This window comes from uncultured Arcobacter sp. (assembly GCF_937982575.1).
In the GTDB taxonomy this organism is placed as follows: domain Bacteria; phylum Campylobacterota; class Campylobacteria; order Campylobacterales; family Arcobacteraceae; genus Arcobacter.
On record NZ_CALJLR010000008.1, the window covers coordinates 1 to 23,392 of the forward strand.

A 23,392-nucleotide genomic window follows, 5' to 3' on the forward strand; every position below is an offset into this window, starting at 1 on the left:
AATAGCAATAATGATGCTACCATACTTATTTTTTTCATTTATATTCTCCTAAATTTAGTTTACGCAAGTACTTCGCTTGCAATTTTATGTGCCTTGTTTGTATCTATATTTTTATGTTTCATGTTTAAAACTTTTAATATAGAACATACCATTTTTGAATTTTTCTCAAATCCAGACTCTCTAACCATTTTTCTAATTTCTCTTTTTAAAAGTAAATCAGACATAAATTAATCCTTTATGATAATAATTCTCAGAATCTTACAGGAAGAAAACTTAAATATTAATAAATATGATAATTATTATCATTAATATTGAAAAAATTAACTTATTTTTTTAATTTTAAAGGATATTAGATATTTTAATGCTCTTTTTTGTCTGTAACTAAAGAGATATTAAAAAGACTATTTTTTTGTAAAATATCTAAGATCTTTACTACTTTTTCATATTTTACATCTTTATCAATTCTAAAAATAATATTTCTTTTTTTATCAGTTACTTTACTTATCTCTTCTTCTAACTTCTCTAAAGTTGTCTCTTTCCCATATATTGCAAGTTTAGTATTATCTATTTCAATAATTATTTCTTTTTGTTTTAGCTCTATCTCTTTAGCACTAGATGTTGGCAGATTTAATGCTAAAGCTAATTCATCTTTTTTAAATACAGAAGATACAATGAAAAATATCAGAAGAATAAAAACAACATCAATAAGTGGTGTAATATCAGGAGTTAAAATCTCTCTTTTTTTCATATTCTTTTTAGAACCTCTTTTTGAATTTTCAGTTCAATATCATCTAAAATACCAACAATATAGTTGTATCCTATATAGTGTGGAATAGCTACAATAAGTCCAGCAACAGTTGTAATAAGAGCTATTGATATACCATTTGAAAAAATAGATGGGTCACCTAAACCACTTTTTGTAATAGAATCAAAAGAGTTTAATACCCCAATTACTGTTCCTAAAAGCCCTAAAAGTGGAGCAATGGAAGCTATTATTTTTACTGTATTTAATCCAAATTCTAGTTTTCGCACCTTTCTGTCAATTATATTTTGAACTGATTCTTTTTCAAATGTGTTATTTGTGGTTTTTACGAATGCCAATATATCCTGTACGACTTTTTCTTTTCCTGCTCTTGAAGAAAGAATAACAACCAATTTCCATAACATTATTGTAAATCCAATAACATTTAAAAAAATTAGAATATAAACTATAACTCCACCTCTGTTTATGTAACTCATTAAATCTATTTCCATCAACCTTAACTCCTTATAATTTGATATAAAATCGGAACCGTAATATTCCATGAATTTTTATGTAGTTCTTCTGGGATTGGTTCAAATTGTTTTATTTTATTTATAATTTCAACTGCTGCTTTATTTAGTCTTCTATATTTTGATTTTTCCATAATGATAATATTTTCTATGTAACCATTTTTTGCAATAGTAAAGTTTAAATATACTTTTCCTGTTTGATTTAGTTTTTTTGCACTATTAGGATAGACTTTATTTTTTTCAATTAATTTTTTCAATTTCAATAAATATTCATTTTCTATTGCTTCTAATTTAGTTAAGTCTATTTCTTTTGTTTTATTTTTTGTTTTTTGCTGAACTTTATGTTCAACAACTTTTTTCTCAAAAATTTTCTCAGGTTCTTTTTTATGAACTATTTTTTTTATGGTTTTTTCTTTTTTTATAAATTTCTTTTTCTTTGTGTGTTTAATAATATTTTTACTTTTGGTTTTATGAAGTTTTTTTCTTATAATCTCTTTTTTCTTAATTTCTTTCTTAACTTCAACTTTTTTGACTTCTTGTTTTTTTAGTATTACATTATTTAATTTTATTTGTATATTTGAATTTGTAGGTTTAGGGGCTATAATCCTTTTCTTCTCCTCAATATTTAGTTGTGCAAATAAGTAAATGTGAGTACAAATAACAAGTATAAAGATGATTAATAAACTTTTTTTCTTTTCCATAATGGAAGTTTAATAAAATATTTCTGATTATTAACTTAATATCAATACCGATTATCATTTTTATTTTAAATTAAGATTTTTTAAGTTAATATTCGACCGAAATTTAGTTAGAGATTAGAAGGTACAAATTATGAATGAAGAAGAGAATAATAAAATTGACTCAATAGTTCTTTTTAAAAATCAAAAAAGTATAAAAATTTTTCATAATGGACAGTTATATTATTTGAAAATAACAAAAGCGAATAAATTAATCCTAACAAAATAAATTAAATAAAGCCAGCAAAGTTTTTAACAAGTAGCCAGCGATAATTAAAGGAAACTTATGAAAATAAAGATTGCAAAATCTCTTGCACTTCTTTTGCTGGCAAATACACTTAATGCAGAAGAATTAAATACAGTAGTAGTACAAGGTGCTCAGGAATCATATTTTGAAGATACTTCATCTTCAAGTATGAAAGGTGAAACAAGTGATAAAAAAACACCATACACAGTTTCTGTTACAAAAGGGACATTAATTGAAGATTTACAAGCCCAAAGAATAGAAGATACTTTTGATTATACAACTGGAGTTACTAAAGTTGGTAAAAATGCAGATGCTATTATGATTCGTGGTTTTGAGCTAGATTTGGAAAATATCAAAGTAAATGGTATGTCTGGATTGATAAGTAGAATGGGCTCTCCTTCAACTGCAAATGTTGAAAGAATGGAAGTGGTAAAAGGTCCTACCTCTGTACTGTATGGGGTAATGGAGCCAGGAGGATTAGTAAATATTGTAACTAAACGTCCACAAGCCAAACAAAGAACAACTTTAGAAACCTCACTTCAAACATATATGTCTAATGGTGTTTCAGGATTTGGAGAAGATAATGGGATTACTACTACATTAGATACTACAGGACCAATTACAGAAAATCTATTTTATAGATTTATAGCAGTTGGTGAGAAGTTAAACTCATATAGAAAAAATGTAGATTTCGAAAATTTTTATATATATCCAAGCTTACTTTGGAATGCAAGTGATAATACATCTTTATTAGTTGCCATGGAATATGGTCATGAAGATGGTAGTGCTGATGATGGATTATTTGTTGCAAATCATGATATTTCTACAGTAGCTAGTCTCGATACTGTTTATCAAGAAGAGGGTGATTATGATAATGATGAGGGAACTGCATTTGATATTAATTTAGACCATTATATAAACGACAATCTTTCTTTAAATTTTGATTGGAGAAGTGTATTTCATACAGATGATAGAAAACTATTTGAAAGTAGAGGTGTTAATCAAGGGGCAAGCGTTTCAGATACAACACTTACAAGAAGAAATAGACATCAATATAATGAAAGAGATTGGCATAGCTTTGATACAAATCTAAACCTTGATACTATTATTGCAAATATGAAACATAGTTTGACATTTGGTTTGGCGGGGACTTACAGAAAAACTGATTTTGATAGAATTATTATGGGTGGCAATGTAACACCAAATATAAATATTTATAATCCAATTCATGGTGGAACTGCTGTTAGTACTCAATTAAATAGAAGAAAAACAGAGTATTTTAGTTCAGGAGTATATTTACAAGATAAGATAAGTATTACAGATAAACTTACATTTGTAGGTTCAACAAGAGTGGATAAAACAAAAATTGATTTTGAATGTTTGAGAGGTTCTTGTGTAGAAAATACAACAAAAAAATCAACAGACTTTGTTGGTTCACTTGGGGCAATTTATAATATAAATGATTTGGTTTCTATATATGGTAGTTTTGGGCAGAGTTATGACCCTAGTAGTGCTGAAAGAGTTGATGATTTAGGTAATCCTTTAGATACTGAAAAATCTAAACAATATGAAATAGGTACTAAAATTAATTTTAGTAAAGAGTTTAATACTGGATTGTCTTTTTATAAAATAAATAAAGAGAATGTAGCTGAAAGTACTAACTCAGGTAATTATGCACTTTCTGGAGAAGTTGAAAGTAAAGGTGTAGAATTAGAAGTTCAATGGCTACCTACAGCTAATTGGCAATTTAAATCAGGGTACGCCTATAACAAAGCAGAATATGTATCTGGGAAATCTGTGGGAAACACACAAGCTCTTACTCCTGAAGTTACTGCATATATTTTCACACGATATAATATTCCCCAAAAAATATATGATGGAAGATTTGGATTATCTACTGGATTAACATATAGAGATAAAATTTATACTAGCTCATCTAAATCAACTAGAGTAGAACTGCCATCATATGCAAGAGTTGATGTGGGTGCATATTATTCAATAAATGATTGGGATTTTTCATTGAATATCGAAAATATCACAGATAAAAAGTATTATGAATCTGGTACAAATGATTATAGAATTTATTCTGGTGAGCCTAGAAAATTTACTATTAATATAAAAAGAACATTTTAAAATATGTCAAAAAACAAATCCTTAAGTAATATATCAAGGTCTCTTCATAGAGATCTTGGTTATTTTTTTATAGGTATCACTCTTATATACGCAATTACAGGTTTTATATTATCTGCCCGTGGTTTGGGCTGGTTTAAATATGATTATAATTTTCAAACAAATATTTCAAAAAATATTTCAAGTGAACATTTTAAAGAAAATCTAATAAGTGAAGCAAAGAGTGGAAAACTTGATTATATTTACAAGCTTGGTACAAAAAGTGTTGTTGAGAAAAATATAAAAAGATTAACTTTTTCTAAAGAAGAAAATAACACTTTATATTTTGATTATAAATATATGCATGTAATTTACAATAAAAATTCAGGTGAAACAAATATAGATTATAAATCTTATCCTGCATTTTTACAGATATTTATTAGTTCTCACTTATCTACAAATAATAGAGCTTGGTACTATTTAGCTATGGTTTATAGTGTTGTTTTAGCTTTTTTTGCATTATCAGCTATGGTAATGATAAAAGGTAAGTATGGCTTTAAAAAAAGAGGGTTATCTATTATGTTAGCAGGAATTATTACTGTTATAATTTTCTTATTTTTCTCATTTTCTTAATATATTTTTTGATTGTATACTAGAAAAAATATTAAAACAAATTTTGATTATAAAGGAAACTTTATAATCAAATGGGTGCCTTTATTTTTTATAATTCCAAAATTTCCATTTAATTGAGTTTCTGAGATTGATTTAATTAAGTTTAATCCCAAACTTTCAGATTTATCTATATTAAAATCTTTTTTTAGACCTATCCCATTATCTATTATTTGTAATAGATATTCTTGATTGGTTTTTTTAAAATCAATTTTTAAATAATTCTCATCACTTTTTCCAATAAAAGCATATTTAAAAGCATTTACTATGGCTTCATTTATAATTAGTCCACAAGACATTGCTTGGTCTATATTTAAATAAATATTGTCAATATTTATAATTATAGAAACGTTAATATTTTCTTCAAATGTTGATTTTATATCTTCACTTAATTGGCTTGTATAAATTTTAAAATCAATAGAATCTAAATTTTTAGATTCATACATTTTTGTATGTAATAGTGCCATAGTATAGACTCTATTTTCTATACTTGTAAGTGCAGATTTTATCTTTTTATCATCAATTTTATATTTCTGAAGTTTTATAAAGTTTATTGTTAAAGAGAGATTATTTTTTACTCTATGGTGAATTTCTTTTAAAAGTAATTCTTTTATTTTCAAGGAATTGGTTAATTCTATGGTTCTATTTTCTACATCTTTATCTAAGGTTTTGATATTATTTTCAAGTTTATCTAGCATAGAATCAAATGCAACTCCAAGTATTCCAATATCATCATCTCCTTTTATGTAACTTCTAAAATTTAATTTTCCTGAACAAATTTGTCTAGCTGTAACTGAGAGCTTTTCAATATTATTAAACCATCTTCTAAACAAAAAATAACCAAATAATATTGACAAAATTAATGCAAAAATAGAGATATATAAAATCTTTATAATAGGATTATTTATATCATTTCTGAAATCACTTTCAAAAGCACTTAATACAAAAAGAAAGTTTGTGTCATCTTTTTCATATATTTTACTAACCCATGTGAGGGTGTTTTTTTCTTCTATTTTATGTTCAAATCTTTGTGTGCTTTTTACTTGTAGTAAGTCATGTATGGTAAGTTCACCAGTCTTTGGGAATCTATAGTTTGATATTTTACTTATACAATAGTTTTCATTGTTTCTATTTTCTATGGAATCTAGTGATTTAGAAAGATTTTTATCTTTTAATTTATTATTGAGCCATACAAGATAAATTTTACCTAAATGAATATTTTCACTTAATGTAAAACCTTTTTGAATAATCTCTTTTACATTACTTTCAAGATTATTATTAGTATTACTTTTTTTGAAATAGGAATTACAAGTAAGTTTTAGCTCATCATTTTTGATAAGTGTCTTATAAATTTGATAGTTTGGTTGTGGGCAAAAACTTTTTTTCTTAAATCTTTTTTCCCATTTATTATAGGAAATATATGAAAAATCAAATGTTTTATCTGTAAAGGTATTATTAAAAGAAAATGTATTATTTTGAGTTATAAATTCAACATTACAAATGTAGTTTTTCGTAATATTTCCTATATCATTGACTAAATCTTTATGGAGATAATTTTTATTTAGCTTAGATTTTAGTTTAATTTGTTCTATCATATTAACTATCTCAATTTTTGATTCATTCTGTTTTAAATTATTATATTCTTTAAAATAATCAACAACTAAATTTATTTGATATTTTGATAATAATACTTTTTTTTCAGTTTCAAGAAGAGCATTATCATACTGTTTTTTTTCAATTCTAGGTATTAATAATATAAAAAGTAATGATAATAAAATTAGTGCGAATAATAAAAAAAAGAATCCTAGTTTAAAACTAATAGGTATGTTTTTAATATTTGCCAAATTAATTCACTTTTAATTTATAGCCAGATTCAAAGACACTTTCAATTATATCAACACCAATTTTTAGTTTTAATCTATAAACTAATGTTCTTAATTTTCCTAAGTCATATATAGATTCTCTCCAAATATAATTACTTATTCTTTCAAAACTGACAGGTTCTTTTAAATAATCACTTAAGAGTTCAAGTAGCTTTGTTTCATTATTTGTAAGTTTTAATGGTTCATCATTTTTAAATAAAATTGATTTTCCTTTGTGGAATTTTAGGCTTTCTCCTAAGTCAATGTAATGTGTATTATCGTTTAACGCATCTTTATTTTTAAAAAAGTAGTTGTGTTTGTTGATAGCTGTTTGTATGGTCGTATGTAGCTCTTTATCTTTACAAGGTTTTATTAAATATCCATATGGTTCACAAGATAATGTTTTTTCAATTGTTTTTTCATCACAATACGAAGTTAAAAATATAATAGGTATTTTTTTTGTTTGCCATAAATATTTTGCAATAGTTATTCCATTATTTATTCCTTGAAGTTTTATATCAACAATTGCTAAAGTTGGGGTAAGGGTTGTTAAGTGTTTTATACTTCCCTCTAGGGTAGTTTCTATTCCAGAAATACTATATCCAAAACTTTTTAAAGTACTTTTCAATCCAAGCGATAATACAACTTCATCTTCAATAATTAATATAGAGATTTCATTTAAAGAATTTTTACACATTTCTAACCTTTGTGATTTAATTGTGATTTCAATTAGTTATGATACTCAATATCAATTTATAAAGAGGTTAAACAATGAATAAGAAAAAAATATTTTTAAGTGCAATAACAGCAATTGGCTTAATAAGTAGTAATTTAGTTGCGGAAGAAACTACTCAACTAGATAATGTAAATGTATGGGAAACAGAAGTTACAAGTTCTTCTCTTAATTTAGGTGAGAAAACAATTGAGACAAAACAAGCTGATCATTTAAGTGATTTATTAAGAGATTTACCGGGAGTTGATGTGGGAGGTACTCATTCAATTAATAATAGGATTAATATAAGAGGATTACAAGATGAAAATTTAGAAATTACCTTAGATGGTGCAAAAGTTCAAAATGCAAATATGTTTCATCATATAGGTAATTTACTCATAAATCCAGATATATTAAAAAAAGCAGATATTCAAGTTGGAACTAATTCAGTTGTGAATGGAAGTTTAGGAGGATCAGTCTCTTTTGAAACAAAAGATGGAAAAGATATGTTAGAAAAAGGAAAAGACTTTGGTGCAAGAATATCTACAACTTACAATTCTAATGATAGTATTGGTGGCTCAGTAGCTACATATGGAAAAATATTAGAGAATGCAGATTTTTTAATTTATCATAATTATTTAAATAAAAATAATTGGAAAGATGGAAATGGAGTTGAAACCTTTGGTTCTGATGGAAAAGTAAATAATACTTTGATAAAACTAGGTTATGATATTTCTGATTCACAAAAAATATCTCTATCTTATGATACTTTAAAAGATGAGGGAGACTATGCCCCTAGACCAGATTTCGGAAGAGCTTACAATGAAGCAAGAACAGGACTTTATACTTTTCCTACTGAATATACAAGGGAAACGATTACTTTAAAACATGAATTAGATTTAGGCGATAATTTATTATTAAATACATCAATTTATTCAAATGAAAATGAACTTGAAAGATATGAAAAACTAAATGGTGTTACAGCAGTAAGACCTGGCGGATTAACTCAAGGTTTATTAAATGGAAAAGTTACAACAGAAGGTATCAATAGTAAAGTACAAACAAATATTCAAACTGGGAATATTTTCCATACTTTTACTTATGGTGGATTGTATGATATTCAAACTAGTAAAGTAACTTGGGAAGGAGCAAAATATGGAGATGATGAAAAAGCCAAGTCATCTGCTTTATATATAGAAGATACGATAGATTTTGATAATGGTTTACTTTTAACACCTGGAATTAGATATAACAAATATGACTTAGATGGTTCATATGGGAAGATAAATGATAATAAATTTACATATGGTTTAGCAAGTGAATATTCTATAAATAAGAATCTTACATTGCTTGGAAGTGTAACTACTTTGTACAAAGGTGCTGAAATGGTTGATGTTTTGGCAACAAATAGAATCTATGCTCCGGATACTCCAAATCTAAAATCTGAGACAGGAATTAATAAAGAGATTGGATTTACATATAATCAAGAAAATGTACTAGGTGCTGATAATATTGGGTTTTCATTTAAATATTTTAATACTGATATTGATGATTACATTACAACAGTAAATAATTATACAATGACAAATTCTGGAACATTAAATTTAAAAGGATTTGAGACAAGTTTTATGTATAGATTGGATAACTTTAATGCCTTAGTTACTTATGCTCATTCTCAAACAAAATTTCAAGATACAGGTTTATCAGATCCAAAAGAACCAGGGGATAGCCTATCTGTAGGCTTAGATTATAAGTTATTACCTAATCTATCTCTTGAGTGGAGTTCATTATTTGGGTTTAAACAAAATGATGTTCCAGGAAGTGAATATAACATCAAAGATGCATACAATGTACATGATATAGCTGTAAATTGGAAACCAAGTAAAGTAAAAAACTTAACACTTATTGCAGGAATTGATAATATTTTTGATGAAAAATATGTTTCTCATATTTCTGAAAATAGAAGTTTTACAGTTAGTGGAAATCTTGTTAGTACAGCAGATTATGAACCAGGAAGAAATTTTAAGCTTACTTTATCATATAAGTTTTAAAGAGTATAAATGTTAAAAAAAATATATTTATATTTAGGTGAACCCAAGTCAAAAATTGGCTGGGTTCATGGTTTTATAGCCTGTATCGGGAGTTTTATAAGTAGTTTTGTAATAGTGTCTTCGTTTCCCATTATTACAAAAGGAGATTTTGCTTATAAAATAATTCCTTGGATGATAATAACTCCAATAATAATTGTAGTAATTGGAACATGGCTTTTGTTTAGTAAGTCATATCTTGAAATCACAAAAAAGTTTTTTTATTTAGTTTTTTTATATTTAATTTTTATGCTTATAAAAGAAGGAGTATTATAATGGAAAAGTTGAATATAAAATATCTTATCCGTGGACATACTATCATAGGTTTATTTTGTATTTCTTTATTTTATATCAGTGCTTATTTTGGAAGTTTGATATTTTTCTTACCTTATATTAGTTATTGGGAACTACCTTCAAAACATATCCAGAAATCAGTAGATTATGGATTTAATATTGATGATAAATTGGATGAAATTGTATCTAGCTATCACTTGAGTGATAAAAATATTGAGATTGTTCCTCCAAGTTTCAAAGATCCACGAATAAAGATTTCTACAAAAAATCAATCTTCTATTTATTTAAATCCAAATAATAATGAGGTATTAGATACCTTTTATGAAAGGGATAATGTAAGTGAATTTTTTAATGAACTTCATTTTGGAGAAAATATACCAAAAGTTGGACGATTTTTGATGGGAGTAGCTTCAATAGGAGTTTTATTTTTAATACTTAGTGCTATCTTGCTTTTTGTATTTAATAAAAAAAGAACAAAAAAAGAAAAAAAATCACATAGAAGATTTTGGATAAAGTGGCATAAGAATTTAGGTTTACTTATAATTCCTTTTTTATTTATATTTGTAATAACTGGGGCTTTTATTGGTGTTATGCTTTTTACTTCAAAACCATATGTTTTAAATGCAACACAGAACAAAGAGACAAACCTTCGAAAAGTTGTAGCTCCAATTATATTTAAACAAAAAGAGTTATTAAAAAACAGTGAAAATATAGTTGAACCTTTAAAGCTTTCCCAATTATATCGTTTGGCAAAAGTAAATTATGAAAATTTGGTAGTCAAAAATATAAATATCTATAACTATAAAAAAGATAATTCACAAGTTTTGTTTAGTGGATACTTAAGTGACAATCGAGCAATAACAGGAGAAGTCAATAGAATAAGTATTGTATTAAACAGTTATGATGGAACGGTATTTTCTAAAACAAATTTAGATGATACACATGGCATCAAAAAAAGTTTGTCTCTTTTTTATTTTTTACACTTTTTACCTGATGAAACAATATTGATTAGGATTATATTTTTTGTCTTTGGTATTGCTCTTTGCGTATCATTAGCATTTGGATACTTAATCTGGGCACAAAAAAAACTAAATGATAATAATAGTTTTATTTGGTCAAATTTTTTAAATAGAGTAGTTTTAACTATAATTATAGGCTCAATTACTTGTAGTAGTATATTATTTTTTACGCATTATTTAATTCCAAATGAATTTATCCATAAGGATTTATTTATGAAAGGAATTTTTTACATTATGTTTTTTTCTTTATTAATGTATAGTTTTTATGAAAATATGATTTCAAAAGTAATAAAAATAAATTTGTATATGAGTAGTTTGTTATTATTTACAGCAGTTTTTTTACATGGGATTAAAACGGACATATTTATTTGGGATAGTTTTATAAATAAGATGGATGTAGTTTTTTATGTGGATTTAATACTTCTTATAATCTCAGGAACAATTTTTTATTTTGCTAAAAAGATAAAACCAACTTTTTTATATAAGTTTGATTATGAAAAGGAGTTGAAATGTTGAAGAAAATATTTATAATAAATTTGTTTTTTTTAGTTAGTTTTTGTTTTGCACATGAAAAACAAAATGCAGACTTATATTTAAGTTTACAAGGTAATAATAAAATAAAAATAGAAATAAAAGAGTTTAGGACAAATAATGAAATATTTTTTAATCAAATTAAAATAATTTCAATGAAAAGTAATCAAATATTAGATGAATTTTTTTTAGATAAATCAAATCAAATTTTGGAAATACCAAATGAAGAGTATTATGTACTTGTACAAATAGGTAATAGTCTAGTTTCTAAACAAGGTATTTATTACAAAGAGAGTTTGAAAAATAGTGTTGATTATTTAAATTTTTTTATGCTAATTAATATATTATTGTTCTTTATTTCATTAGTCTTATTTAATTTTAGAATTAAGAAATATAAGATAAAAAGTATAAACCTACAAAATTAAACTATTAAAAGAGTATTTTTCCTAGTAAGATAAATAAAAAACTAGGAAAGATATTGAAACAAATACTTTGGTTTAGAAGAGATTTAAGAGTAAGAGATAACAAAATCTTAGAAAAAGCATCTAATGAAGTAATGCCTATATTTATTTTTGACAAAAATATTTTGGAAAAACTAGATAGGGATGATAAAAGGGTTACATTTATTTATGATGCAGTATTAGCATTAAAAAAATCTCTTGAAACTCTTGGTTTAGATTTGTACATATTTTATGATACACCTAAAAATGTCTTTATGAATCTTAAAAAAGATGGCTTTGATGAAGTTTTATGTTCAGGTGATTTTGACTCTTACTCACAAAAAAGAGATAAAGAGATAAATGAAATACTACCTTTAAAAAGATATCTAGACTCATTTTTAATCAATCCAAAAAGAAATCTAAAAAAAGATGAAACACCTTACAAAGTATTTACTCCTTTTTATAAGTCTCTGTCTTGGTTAAGTTCTTCAGATAAGATAGGTGAATCAAATGTAAATCCAGATTTAAAACTATATAAATATAAAAGTAAAAACCCCACTTTAGAAGAGATTGGATTTAAAAGAGTTGAGCTGCCAGGGTTTTTAAACCAAACACCACAAAATAGACTAGATAATTTTAAAGAAAAAGTTGAAGAGTATGAAAAAAATAGAGATATATTTTATAAAGATGGAACTTCTAACTTAGGAATTGACTTAAGATTTGGGACAATATCACCTAGAATGATTTTTAATGAAATTAAAAAACTAGATGGAAAGAATAGTGAAGTTTTTATAAGACAACTTTTTTGGAGAGAGTTTTACAACTATATTTTGTTTCATTTTCCAAAAAGTGAAAGTGAAAATTGGAATGGCATAGAGATAACTTGGCGTGAAAATGAAGAGGATTTTCAAAAGTGGTGTGAAGGTAAAACAGGAGTTCCAATAATAGATGCAGCTATGAGACACTTCAATAAAACTGGAATGATGCACAACAGACTCAGAATGATAGTATCATCTTTTTTATGCAAAAACTTACTTATCCATTGGAAAAAAGGTGAGCAATATTTTGCAAAAAAGTTACTTGATTATGATGCTTGTTCAAATATTGGTTCATGGCAATGGGCCGCTAGTACAGGGGCAGATAGCGTACCATATTTTAGGATTTTTAATCCATATTTACAATCAGGTAAATTTGATAAAGAGGCTATTTTTATAAAAAGTATAATACCAGAGTTAAAAGAAGTAGACTCAAAACTTATACATATAGAAGGTGCTTTAAAAGATAAATATATAAGTCCAATAGTAGATATAAAGTACTCAAGAGAGAAAGCTATAAGAGCTTTTAAAGAGGCAAAAAATGCAAAAGTATGATTTAGCAATAGTAGGTTCTGGAATTGGTGGGGCACTGATTGGAGCATTAAACAAAGATAAAAAGCATATTCTGTTTGAAAAAGATAGCAACCTTGGGGGATGTGCTAGTACTTTTAAAAGATATGGAAACTATTATAATACAGGAGCAACAACTTTTGTGGGCTATGAAGATAATCATATTATAAAAGATATATTTGATAAGATGGGGTACAGTCCAGATATAGAAGAATCAAAAGTAGCAATAAGAACAATACAAAATAAAAAAGTAGTAGATAGGGTAAGAGATTTTGAGCACTTTTTATCTCAAATGCAAGAGTACTATCCAAATAAAAATAATAGAATTTTTTGGGAAAAGATAAAAAATATTGATGAAAGATTTTGGCAGGTAAAGAATATACATTTTGCAAAATATAGTTTAAAATCTTATATAAAATCTTTGCTTACTTTTAAAGATATGATTAGAACTTTTGAGATGGATTTATTTAAAAGTGCAGATTCTTTTATCAAAGAGACTTTAGGAGATATTTCGCAAGAGTACAAAAACTTTATAGATGCACAACTTCTTATTACTGTTCAAAGTAGGTCAAAAGATGTTTCCTTATTATCTATGGCTTTAGGTTTATCTTATCCTTTTCATAAAGTATTTTATGTAAATAATGGAATGGGAACAATTATAGAAGATATACTAAAAGATGTAAATGTTCATAAAAATGAAGAGATATTTAAAATAAAAAGAAAGGAAGATTACTATTTGATTGATTCATCTAAAGGTGAATATCAAGCAAAAAATATTGTATTAAATACAACTATTTATGATAGTAAGAATCTTTTTGATGAAAAAATAAAATCTTATTATGAAAAGTTTGAGTTTAGTGATCAAAGTGCCTTTACACTTTATCTTAGCATTGATAGTAAAAAAGAGTTTTTAGAACACTATCAAATTATCTTAAAAGATGAAATTCCAAACTGTATTTCAAACTCTTTTTTTATCTCTTTTTCAAAACTAAGTGATGATAAGCTGAGTCAAAATGGATATAGTGTTACCATCTCAACTCACACCAAAGTGAGTACTTGGAAACTATTATCAAAAGATAGATATAAAAAACAAAAAGAGCTAACTGAAAACTTTATATTAGGCCATTTTTTAGATTATTTTGATAGTATAAACAAAGAGCAAATAACAAAAACATTTTCTGCCACAAGTGCAACTTTTCAAAGATTTATTGGAAGGCAAAATTGTGGTGGGAAAGCTATAAATATTAAATCAATTTTAAAAACTCCAACTTGTACAACACCCTTCAAAGGTCTATATAATGTGGGAGATACAATTTTTGCGGGTCAAGGTTGGCCAGGAGTTGCACTAGGTGCAAGTATATTAAATAAGGAACTAAATGAAGAGTTTTGAACTACAAATTTCCTATAAAGATTGGCTTTATATAGTCATAATAGGGATGTTTTTTGGTTTTTTGATTTCTTTGGTTTTTTATTATATAAATGAAGAAATTAGGTATATCTCAACTATAGTTTTTAGTACAGTTTGTGCTTTTTTTATCTCATTTTTTTCTTTTTTCTTTATTACTATTTCAAACTTTTATATTTTGCCAAATACCCAAAAAAAGTATTGGTATATTATTAGTTTTATTTTCTCTTTTTTAGCTGGCTGGTGTGGTTTTTCTTTGACTTATATTTTATTTGATGGTAGTTATCCAATCGTAAAACTATTATCTGTACATTGGCTAGCAATTGGCATTACAATTGGGCTTTTAACTTTTTTGATTGGTTTGATTTTACATCAATTTATATCTATGAAATATAAAAATGAGTTAGTACATAGCGAAGTTTTACAGACTAAACTGGAAGTTTTGGAGAGTGAGTTAAACCCACACTTTTTATTTAATGCATTAAATTCTATCTCAGAACTTATATATCAAGACCAAAAAAAAGCAGAAGAATCAGTTTTGAAATTATCAAAATTTTTACGAAATGCTATTACCAAAAAAGGTTTGATTGATTTAAAAAGTGAAATTGATATGTTAAATACTTATTTACATATAGAAAATATAAGATTTGATGAAAAAATAGTATTTAATCTTAAATGTGATGAAAAGTATTATGATATGCTTTTACCAAAATTTTCTATACAACTTTTAGTAGAAAATGCCATAAAGCATGGATTTACAGGAGAACTTTTAGTTATAGATGTAATTGTTGATGAAAAAAAGGTTGAAGTGATAAATAATGGAAAGATTACTTCAAAAGTAGTTTTTGGAGTAGGATTAAATAACTTACAAAAAAGGTTACATATACTTAAAATTGGCTATTTAAAAAGTACTATTGAAGATGATAAAATGAAGTTTATAATACATAGGAGTAATAGATGAAAGTGATGATAGTAGATGATGAAAAGCTTGCTCTTAGTAGACTTACAAGGCTTTTAAATGAAGAAGGAATAGAAGATATTAAAAGTTTTACTTCGCCAAGTCTTGCTTTAGTAGAAGCTACAAAAACAAAATTTGATGTGATATTTCTAGATATATCTATGCCAGAAATTACAGGCTTAGAACTTGCAAATACTATATTAAGTCTTGAGCCAAAGACTTTTATTGTCTTTCAAACAGCATATAGTGAACACGCCATAGAGGCATTTAAAATTGGTGGAATAGATTACTTGATGAAACCAATAGAGAGTGCTGACATAAAAAGAGTACTAGAAAAAATAAAAAGTTTCAAACAGTCAAGCCAAGTAAATGATGAAAAACTTTTAGGAAAAAGAGGAAACAAAATATATCTAATCAAGTTAGATGACATATATTTTATAAAAGCAGATCTTGATGAAGTGCTTGTTCGTATAAAAGATGCAGATGTGTATGTAAAAAGAAAAATTGGTGATTTGGAAAAACTTTTAGATAAAAAGAAGTTTTTTAGAATACACCGTTCAATCATAGTAAATGTGGACAAAATAAAGTCAATGGAGAGTGTTGAACAATCAAAATTAACCATAAGTTTTGAAGATATTGATTCTATTGTAACAAGCTCAAAAGATGGCGCTAAAGAGTTTAGAGAGTATTTGGATAGAAGAAGCCTCTAAACTTACAAAAAACTACTATTAAAACTTCTATTTTGATGATAAAATTTTCAAAATAGGAGGACTAAATGAATAAATTATTAACAATTTTACTTTTTTTTATTCCATTACTTGGAGTATCCCAAACATCAATTTATGATATTAAAGTTAAAACAATAGATAACGAAGAAATCTCTTTATCAAAGTACAAAAACAAAGTCATGCTAATAGTAAATGTAGCAAGTAAGTGTGGATTTACTTATCAGTATGAAGGTTTAGAAAAATTACATGAAAAATACTCTGCTAAAGGCTTGAGTGTTTTAGGTTTTCCCTGTAATCAGTTTTTAAATCAAGAACAAGGAACTAACAAAGATATAAAAGAGTTTTGCTCCTTAACTTATGACGTGAAGTTTGATATGTTCTCTAAAATAGATGTTAACGGCGATGATACACATCCTTTGTATACTTATCTAAAATCGTCTCAATCAGGTCTATTTGGAACAGAATCTATAAAATGGAATTTTACTAAGTTTTTAGTTGATAAAAAAGGTAGGGTAATTAAAAGATATGCTCCATCAACAAACCCTAGTGAAATCGAAAATGATATAAAAGAGTTATTATGAAAAAGTATGAAAAAACATCACTTGTTTCATGCAGTATTGAAGAGTTATTTGAGTTTCATTTAGATTCAAATAATATAAAAAAAATCACTCCAAAAGATACAAAAGTAGAACTATTAAGTAAAGATTTTGTGCCTGCAGAGGGTGAAATTTTAGAGATAAAAACAACAAAATTTTGTGTACCTACTTTTTGGGCTGTGGAGATAAGTTTGATAAAAAAACCAAATATGTTAGTTGATACGGCACTTAGCTCTCCTTTTGAATTTTGGAGACATTCGCATATATTTACAAAAAAAGGCAATGTTTGTGAACTAAAAGATGTAGTTGAATATGAGATACCTTTTGGTTTTATTGGCAATCTTTTTTCTAGTTTTGTGGAAAATCAACTTAATAATATGTTCTCATATAGACATAAACAAACAAAAATGATATTGGAAAAAAAGGATAAGGCTTGAAAAAAGCGGTAGTATTGATGAATATGGGTGGACCAAATAATTTAGATGAAGTAAAAGTTTTTTTAACAAATATGTTTAATGACAAATATATAATAGGTGCTCCCCAACCAATAAGAGCCATGATTGGATTTTTGATTACAAGCTTAAGAACAAAAGAGTCACAAAAAAACTATGCTTTACTTGGTGGTATATCTCCAATAGTTGGACATACAAAAAGACTTGTTAGAAGATTAAATGCTAGTATTGAAGATAGTGATGTTTTTTATTCTATGAGATACACTCCACCTTTTTCAAGCGAAGTTGTACAAGAACTAAAAAATTATGATGAGATAATTGCCTTTCCAATGTATCCACACTACTCTAGTACAACCACCAAGTCCTCAATTGAAGACTTTGAAAAAGCTATAAAAAAAGCAGGAATAAAAGCTAAAGTAAAAACAATACATAGCTACTATGACAATGAAAAATACAACAAAGCAATAGTTGAGCGAATAAAAGAGAGACTAAATGGTGATGCTTCAGAAGAGTTTGAATTAGTCTTTTCAGCCCATGGACTTACAAAAAAAGTTATTGACAAAGGGGATTTATATCAAAAGCATATTTTAGCAAATGTAGAGTGCGCAAAAAAAGAGTTAGAAAAACAAGGAATAAAATTCAAAGATATCCACGTGGCTTATCAATCAAGACTTGGACCTATGGAGTGGCTTAGACCTTATATGGATGACAAGTTAAGAGAGCTTGGTGATAAGGTGTTAGTTTATCCTATCTCTTTTACAGTTGATAACTCAGAAACAGAATTTGAACTTGTGATGGAGTATAAAGAAATAGCCAATGAGGTGGGAATAAAAGATTATAGAGTCGCACGTGCTCCAAATCACCATCCCTTATTTATGGAAGCATTAAGTGAGCTTTTTGAGCAGGCAGTATAAACTACTTATAAAAAAGTTTTATAATACCTGCTAGGAAAAGAACTAATGCAAAGCTTTTTAAGTCTTTATCATACAAAAGAATAAAAAAGCTAGATAGCACAAGGATTAAAGAGTTTGTGATAACTTTTAGATAACTTTTTAATTCTTTGGTTATATATTCCAATTGATTATTTGAAATTTCAATTTCAAGACTTCCTTCACTGGCTTTTTTGACTACATTTTTTAAATCCTTTACAAAAAATGGTAAATCTTTTACTTCCTCAATAATTGTCTCTGTAAGTGTATCTTTTGCTCCAAGGGCTTTGGGAAGATTTTTCTGAAGTACTGGCAAAATATCTTTTATACCATTGAAATTTTCTATATAAGTAGTTCCCAATCCTTCAATAATAGCACTAACTCTTAAGATATAAATAGCATCACTTGGAAGTTTAAAGGGCATATTTCTTGTAGTTTCTAAAACTTCAAAAGCAAGTTTTTGCATAGATTCACTACTTAAATTATCATTTGAAAATATATCAAACATATTTGAAGTAAACTCCGCAAGTTCAGAAGTAGGTGCCTCATAAGAGATAGTCCCTAACTTTTTGCTGGCAGTAATATAGAGTTCATAGTTTTGCTCATTGGCTGCTTTTATTAACTCAATTATTGCTACTCTTTTTTCATTTGGAACGGTTTTTACCATTCCAAAATCTAGTAAAATAAGCTCACCTTTTTTATTTACAAGTAGATTTCCAGGATGTGGATCTGCATGAAAATAGCCGTTTATAAGCATTTGAGTAGTATAAAAATCAACTAAATTTGTAATGATATTTTTAAAATCAATTTTATGTTTAAAGATATTTTCTTTATCATCAAATCTAAATCCCTCTTCATAACTCATAACAAGAGCATCATCACTACAATACTCTTCATAAGGTTTTGGAAATCTTATACCACTATTTTCATATACATGGGAAAACTTTTTAAGATTTGCCAATTCTTTGTTTAGTGAAACTTCTTCTTTAATCATTTTTGAAAACTCGACAATAACAGCTTCAATAGAGTTTTTTGTGTAGTGAGAAAATAGAGGTTTAAATAATAAGTTAAAAAAGCTGATGATTTTTATATCAGCTAAAATTTGATTTTTTATGCCATCTCTTCTTAATTTTACAGCTACTTTTTCGCCGCTATTTAAATATGCAAGATGAACTTGTCCAATAGAAGCTGAAGCTACAGCTTTTTTGTCAAATCTTTTGAAACTAAGATTTTTAAAAGCTCTATTATAAATTTTTTCATAACTTCTTTCATCCATTGCAGGGATTTGGTCATGAAGATTTTTTAACTCATCAAGATAATCTTGTGAAAAAAAATCAGATCTTGTAGCCAATACTTGAGTAAGCTTAATAAAACTAGCTCCCAAGTTAACAATACTATTTTTTAACCCTTTGGGTTTAAGTGGTTTTAGAAATAAAAAGCTATCTTTTCTTTTTATAACCAAATAAATAGTTAATAAAAAGAAAAATACACTTAATATTCTTTTTGGTGAATAATAGTTTATTTTAAATCCTCTTTTAGTTTTTCTAAGTCCTCTTTAGTAGCAAGTCCTAGTTCATTGATTACTTCTTTTAAAACTTTTTTAATCTCATCTTTTGCTTTTTGTTCTTCATCTTTACCTTTTTTTTCAAGGGATTCTAAAAAGCTTTTTGCATCATCTTTTTTTAACTTCCCTTTTTCTTCTAAGATTTTGATTTCTTCTTCAACTCTTTCTTTAATAATAGCAGCTGCCCCAAAACCTGTATTTAGTAACTCTTTTAGCATGTAAAATCCTTTTATATTATTATTTATTAGTTTAAACGAAAAGTACATACATTGGTAGTAAAAAAATGTTAATTGGTAAATTTTAAAAATAATTTTTTTATGCAGAGAAATGTAACAAGAACTCGTAGTATTGGTTATTTTTTATACAAAAATAAGAGGATCTAAATATTATTTATGCTATATTAATGCTACGAAGTAAACTAAAAAAAGAGGAATTTATGTTAAAGTCATTATCAATCAAAGCAAAACTGTTGCTTATAGTTATAAGTTCTATTATTGTGGTATCAGTTGCGATGCTTTTACAATCTGTAATTTCGTTGCAAGAAACATCTGCAACAGTAATTGAGAAATTTAAACAAAATGCATATGATACAAAAGAAGAAGAGTTAAAAAACTATGTATCTTTAGCTATGAAAACAATAGAGTCTTATCATGCAAGAACAGCACCTGAAAAGATAAAAGAAGAGGTTCAAAAGTACCTTAAAGACCAAACACAGTTTGTACTTTCAATCATGGAAGGTGAGTATAAAAAGTATAAGGGAAAAGTTTCTGATGCAGAACTAAAAGAGATAATTAAAACTGTAGTAGAGAGTTCTAAATATGGAGAAAGTGGCTATTTTTGGATAAATGATTTTGATGCGACTATTGTTATGCACCCAATAAAACCAGCTTTAAATGGGAAAAATATGTCAGACTATACTGATAAAAATGGGAAAAGAATTTTTGATGAATTTGCAAAAGTTGGAAAAAATTCTGGATCTGGATTTATTGATTATGTTTGGCCAAAGCCAGGTTTTGAAAAACCGCAAGCAAAAGTATCTTATGTAAAAGTTTTTGAACCATTTAATTGGGTTATTGGAACAGGTGAGTATGTTGATAATGTAACTGAAAAACTAAAAGAAGAAGCTTTACATGCTATTGGTGAGATGAAATATGGCAAAAATGGTTATTATTGGATAAACGATTCTAATGCAAAAATGATTATGCATCCAATAAATGCATCTTTAAATGGTAAAGATTTATCACAAACTAAAGATACAAATGGAAAGTTATTATTTTCAGAAATGGCAAAAGTTGCAAATGCAAAAGTTGAGGGTGGATTAGTTAAATATTCTTGGGCAAAACCTGGTAAGAAAACTCCTCAACCAAAGTTTTCTTATGTTCAAAAATTTGAAGCTTGGGATTGGATTGTAGGAACTGGTGTATATGTAGATGATATTGAAGATAAAATTATGCAAATGCATGATGAAACTGAAGCCCAAATTGAAAGTGTAATTATAAGAAATTGTATAATTATTTTTGTAATAATGGTTTTATTAGCACTACTTATGGGATATTTATCAAATAAGACTATATTTACTCCTTTAAATAAATTCCAAGATGGACTGCTTGGTTTCTTTAAATATTTAAATAAAGAACAAGCAGATGTAGATAACCTTGATGATTCAGCCAATGATGAAATAGGGACTATGGCTAAAATTATAAATCAAAATTTAGTCAAAACAAAATCTTTAATCAAACAAGATGATGAGTTAATTCAAGATGTTACCCGAGTTGTGGAAGAGATAGAAAAAGGGTATTTATATAATAGAGTTGAAAAAAGAACTGATAATGAATCTTTACAAAAACTTCAAAATAAACTTAATGAAATGCTAGATAATCTTGAAACAAATATTGGTAAAGATACAAATGTTATTCTTGATACATTAGCTAAATATGGTCAGTTAGACTTTAGAGATAATATAAAAGAAGCAAATGGAAAAGTAGAAATAGCTGTAAATGAGTTAGCAACAATTATCAATGATATGTTAAGAGACAATAAACAAAATGGTTTAACATTAGATGCAAGTTCTGATATTCTACTTAAAAACGTTGATATATTAAATAGAAACTCAACATCAACAGCAGCATCTTTAGAAGAGACGGCAGCAGCGTTGGAAGAGATAACATCAGCAATTGTTAACAATACTAATAGTATATCAACAATGGCTTCATATTCAGAAGAGTTAGTTCAATCAATTAGCGTGGGTAAATCACTTGCTGAATCAACTGTTACTGCAATGGATGAGATTAATGACCAAACTGAAGCAATTGCAGATGCTATAGTTTTAATTGACCAAATAGCTTTCCAAACAAATATTCTTTCACTTAATGCAGCTGTTGAAGCTGCAACTGCTGGAGAAGCTGGAAAAGGATTTGCTGTTGTTGCACAAGAGGTTAGAAATCTAGCTTCAAGATCTGCAGATGCTGCAAAAGAGATAAAAGCCTTAGTTGAAAATGCAACTCAAAAAACCAATGCTGGTAAAGAGGGTACTGACAAGATGATTAAAGGTTATGAAGCCTTAAATGAAAGTATCAATAAAACAACTGAAACTATTCAATCAATTGCAGAATCATCAAAAGAACAAAGAGCAGGAATTGAACAAATCAATGATGCTGTAAATAAACTAGACCAACAAACACAAGAGAATGTTGCTATTTCTAATACAACACATTCAATTGCAGTTGAAACAGATGAGTTAGCTAAACTTATAGTATCATCAGCAAACGAAAAAGAGTTTAGAGGTAAAGATAGTTTAACGGCAAAGATAACAGATTATGATGCAATGAGTAAGACAAAAGATACAGAAAAGTTTGAAGTTAAAAAATTAACAAAAAGAACAGGGAGTACTCCTGCAAAAAAAGAGGTAAGTGCTCCAAGTAAACCTTCTGCAAAAGTTCAAGAAATTAAAAGTAATTCTAAAAGTGATGATGAGTGGGAAAGCTTTTAATAGAGTTAAACTAGAAGAGATGTAAATTTAAAGTTTATATCTCTTCAGATATGATTGAAGCTATTCTTTTAGATAAGCCAAAATGTTGAAGTATTTTAAAATCTATATCAGGGTAAGTATTTTTTAGAGTAGTAACAATATTAGGTATATCGACACTTACATGTTTTCCTGAGTTTAAAAAATATGGATAAAAAGTTATACTTTTAATATTTTGAGTAGCTAAGTTTTTTACTATATCTTCTATTGAAGGTTCAACAAACTCTAAAAAAGAAGTCTCTATTTTTTCATATTTTTTTGAATTTAACTCTCTTATTTCATCAACCAAATCTCTAAACTCTTGATTTGATTTCTCTTTCTTACTACCATGTGCTATTAGAACTAACGCTTTCATTATTAACCTTAAAATA

The 23,392-nt window shown here is 26.8% G+C and carries 24 protein-coding genes; 15 read left to right on the forward strand and 9 right to left on the reverse strand.

The genetic code is table 11. From position 1 onward, the window contains the following. Positions 1-59 precede the first annotated feature (59 nt). From Q0617_RS07875 to Q0617_RS07890, 4 genes are all read right to left on the reverse strand, one after another. Positions 60-224 (reverse strand): hypothetical protein, encoded by a 165-nt coding sequence (locus Q0617_RS07875; RefSeq protein ID WP_298752203.1) that lies wholly within the window; start codon positions 222-224, stop codon positions 60-62. Positions 225-358: 134 nt separating this feature from the next. After that, positions 359-748, reverse strand: a complete 390-nt coding sequence (locus tag Q0617_RS07880; RefSeq protein WP_298752206.1) for a biopolymer transporter ExbD — start codon at positions 746-748, stop codon at positions 359-361. After that, positions 745-1,254, reverse strand: a complete 510-nt coding sequence (locus tag Q0617_RS07885; RefSeq protein WP_298752209.1) for a MotA/TolQ/ExbB proton channel family protein — start codon at positions 1,252-1,254, stop codon at positions 745-747. Before Q0617_RS07885 ends, Q0617_RS07880 begins: the two co-directional genes overlap by 4 nt. A gap of 5 nt (positions 1,255-1,259) precedes the next feature. Further along, complete coding sequence (locus Q0617_RS07890; protein WP_298752211.1) at positions 1,260-1,973, reverse strand: energy transducer TonB; 714 nt, start codon at positions 1,971-1,973, stop codon at positions 1,260-1,262. 130 nt (positions 1,974-2,103) lie between these two features. Here Q0617_RS07890 and Q0617_RS07895 point away from each other — a divergent pair, with 130 nt between their 5' ends. From Q0617_RS07895 to Q0617_RS07905, 3 genes are read left to right on the forward strand one after another with little or no spacing between them, the layout of a single operon-like run. Further along, the gene (locus tag Q0617_RS07895) at positions 2,104-2,238 is read left to right on the forward strand and encodes a hemin uptake protein HemP (protein WP_298752213.1); all 135 of its coding nucleotides are present in this window, start codon (positions 2,104-2,106) and stop codon (positions 2,236-2,238) included. Positions 2,239-2,295: 57 nt separating this feature from the next. Further along, positions 2,296-4,389: a TonB-dependent siderophore receptor gene (locus Q0617_RS07900; RefSeq protein WP_298752215.1), complete on the forward strand. Its 2,094-nt coding sequence runs from the start codon at positions 2,296-2,298 to the stop codon at positions 4,387-4,389. Positions 4,390-4,392: 3 nt separating this feature from the next. Further along, on the forward strand, positions 4,393-4,998 hold the full coding sequence (locus Q0617_RS07905; protein WP_298752217.1) for a PepSY-associated TM helix domain-containing protein: 606 nt from the start codon (positions 4,393-4,395) through the stop codon (positions 4,996-4,998). Positions 4,999-5,045: 47 nt separating this feature from the next. Here the strand turns inward: Q0617_RS07905 and Q0617_RS07910 are convergent, their stop codons facing one another. Beyond that, the gene (locus Q0617_RS07910; protein WP_298752218.1) at positions 5,046-6,878 is read right to left on the reverse strand and encodes a histidine kinase dimerization/phosphoacceptor domain -containing protein; all 1,833 of its coding nucleotides are present in this window, start codon (positions 6,876-6,878) and stop codon (positions 5,046-5,048) included. Between the two features lies 1 nt (position 6,879). After that, positions 6,880-7,593, reverse strand: coding sequence for a DNA-binding response regulator (locus Q0617_RS07915; protein ID WP_298752220.1), 714 nt, complete (start codon positions 7,591-7,593; stop codon positions 6,880-6,882). A 74-nt stretch (positions 7,594-7,667) separates the two neighbouring features. Between Q0617_RS07915 and Q0617_RS07920 the strand changes: the two genes are divergently transcribed. From Q0617_RS07920 to hemH, 11 genes are all read left to right on the forward strand, one after another. After that, a complete protein-coding gene (locus tag Q0617_RS07920; protein WP_298752221.1) occupies positions 7,668-9,659 on the forward strand; it encodes a TonB-dependent receptor in 1,992 nt (663 codons plus the stop codon). A gap of 9 nt (positions 9,660-9,668) precedes the next feature. Then, positions 9,669-9,971, forward strand: a complete 303-nt coding sequence (locus Q0617_RS07925) for a hypothetical protein (RefSeq protein WP_298752222.1) — start codon at positions 9,669-9,671, stop codon at positions 9,969-9,971. Beyond that, entirely contained in the window at positions 9,971-11,524 is a 1,554-nt protein-coding gene (locus Q0617_RS07930) for a PepSY-associated TM helix domain-containing protein (protein ID WP_298752224.1), read from the forward strand. The genes Q0617_RS07925 and Q0617_RS07930 overlap by 1 nt, the downstream gene beginning before the upstream one ends. Next, a complete protein-coding gene (locus Q0617_RS07935; RefSeq protein WP_298752226.1) occupies positions 11,518-11,964 on the forward strand; it encodes a hypothetical protein in 447 nt (148 codons plus the stop codon). The genes Q0617_RS07930 and Q0617_RS07935 overlap by 7 nt, the downstream gene beginning before the upstream one ends. A 53-nt stretch (positions 11,965-12,017) precedes the next feature. Beyond that, complete coding sequence (locus Q0617_RS07940) at positions 12,018-13,349, forward strand: deoxyribodipyrimidine photo-lyase (protein ID WP_298752228.1); 1,332 nt, start codon at positions 12,018-12,020, stop codon at positions 13,347-13,349. Next, a complete protein-coding gene (locus Q0617_RS07945) occupies positions 13,336-14,754 on the forward strand; it encodes an NAD(P)-binding protein (protein WP_298752230.1) in 1,419 nt (472 codons plus the stop codon). Before Q0617_RS07940 ends, Q0617_RS07945 begins: the two co-directional genes overlap by 14 nt. Beyond that, a complete protein-coding gene (locus Q0617_RS07950; protein WP_298752232.1) occupies positions 14,741-15,730 on the forward strand; it encodes a histidine kinase in 990 nt (329 codons plus the stop codon). The genes Q0617_RS07945 and Q0617_RS07950 overlap by 14 nt, the downstream gene beginning before the upstream one ends. After that, positions 15,727-16,437, forward strand: coding sequence for a LytTR family DNA-binding domain-containing protein (locus Q0617_RS07955; protein WP_298752235.1), 711 nt, complete (start codon positions 15,727-15,729; stop codon positions 16,435-16,437). The genes Q0617_RS07950 and Q0617_RS07955 overlap by 4 nt, the downstream gene beginning before the upstream one ends. 65 nt (positions 16,438-16,502) lie before the next feature. Further along, the gene (locus Q0617_RS07960) at positions 16,503-17,036 is read left to right on the forward strand and encodes a glutathione peroxidase (RefSeq protein WP_298752237.1); all 534 of its coding nucleotides are present in this window, start codon (positions 16,503-16,505) and stop codon (positions 17,034-17,036) included. Further along, the gene (locus tag Q0617_RS07965; protein ID WP_298752239.1) at positions 17,033-17,488 is read left to right on the forward strand and encodes an SRPBCC family protein; all 456 of its coding nucleotides are present in this window, start codon (positions 17,033-17,035) and stop codon (positions 17,486-17,488) included. Before Q0617_RS07960 ends, Q0617_RS07965 begins: the two co-directional genes overlap by 4 nt. Further along, a complete protein-coding gene (gene hemH / locus Q0617_RS07970; RefSeq protein ID WP_298752240.1) occupies positions 17,485-18,417 on the forward strand; it encodes a ferrochelatase in 933 nt (310 codons plus the stop codon). The genes Q0617_RS07965 and hemH overlap by 4 nt, the downstream gene beginning before the upstream one ends. Before the next feature lies 1 nt (position 18,418). Here hemH and Q0617_RS07975 read toward each other — a convergent pair whose 3' ends face one another. Together Q0617_RS07975 and Q0617_RS07980 are read right to left on the reverse strand one after the other, a co-directional pair. Continuing rightward, positions 18,419-19,954 (reverse strand): AarF/UbiB family protein, encoded by a 1,536-nt coding sequence (locus Q0617_RS07975; RefSeq protein WP_298752369.1) that lies wholly within the window; start codon positions 19,952-19,954, stop codon positions 18,419-18,421. Continuing rightward, a complete protein-coding gene (locus Q0617_RS07980; protein WP_298752242.1) occupies positions 19,951-20,214 on the reverse strand; it encodes a hypothetical protein in 264 nt (87 codons plus the stop codon). Before Q0617_RS07980 ends, Q0617_RS07975 begins: the two co-directional genes overlap by 4 nt. A 218-nt stretch (positions 20,215-20,432) precedes the next feature. Between Q0617_RS07980 and Q0617_RS07985 the strand changes: the two genes are divergently transcribed. Continuing rightward, on the forward strand, positions 20,433-22,985 hold the full coding sequence (locus Q0617_RS07985) for a cache domain-containing protein (RefSeq protein WP_298752244.1): 2,553 nt from the start codon (positions 20,433-20,435) through the stop codon (positions 22,983-22,985). Between the two features lie 34 nt (positions 22,986-23,019). On the opposite strand, the gene Q0617_RS07990 is transcribed toward Q0617_RS07985, so the two are convergent. After that, positions 23,020-23,376: a CbiX/SirB N-terminal domain-containing protein gene (locus tag Q0617_RS07990; RefSeq protein WP_298752247.1), complete on the reverse strand. Its 357-nt coding sequence runs from the start codon at positions 23,374-23,376 to the stop codon at positions 23,020-23,022. Positions 23,377-23,392 lie beyond the last annotated feature (16 nt).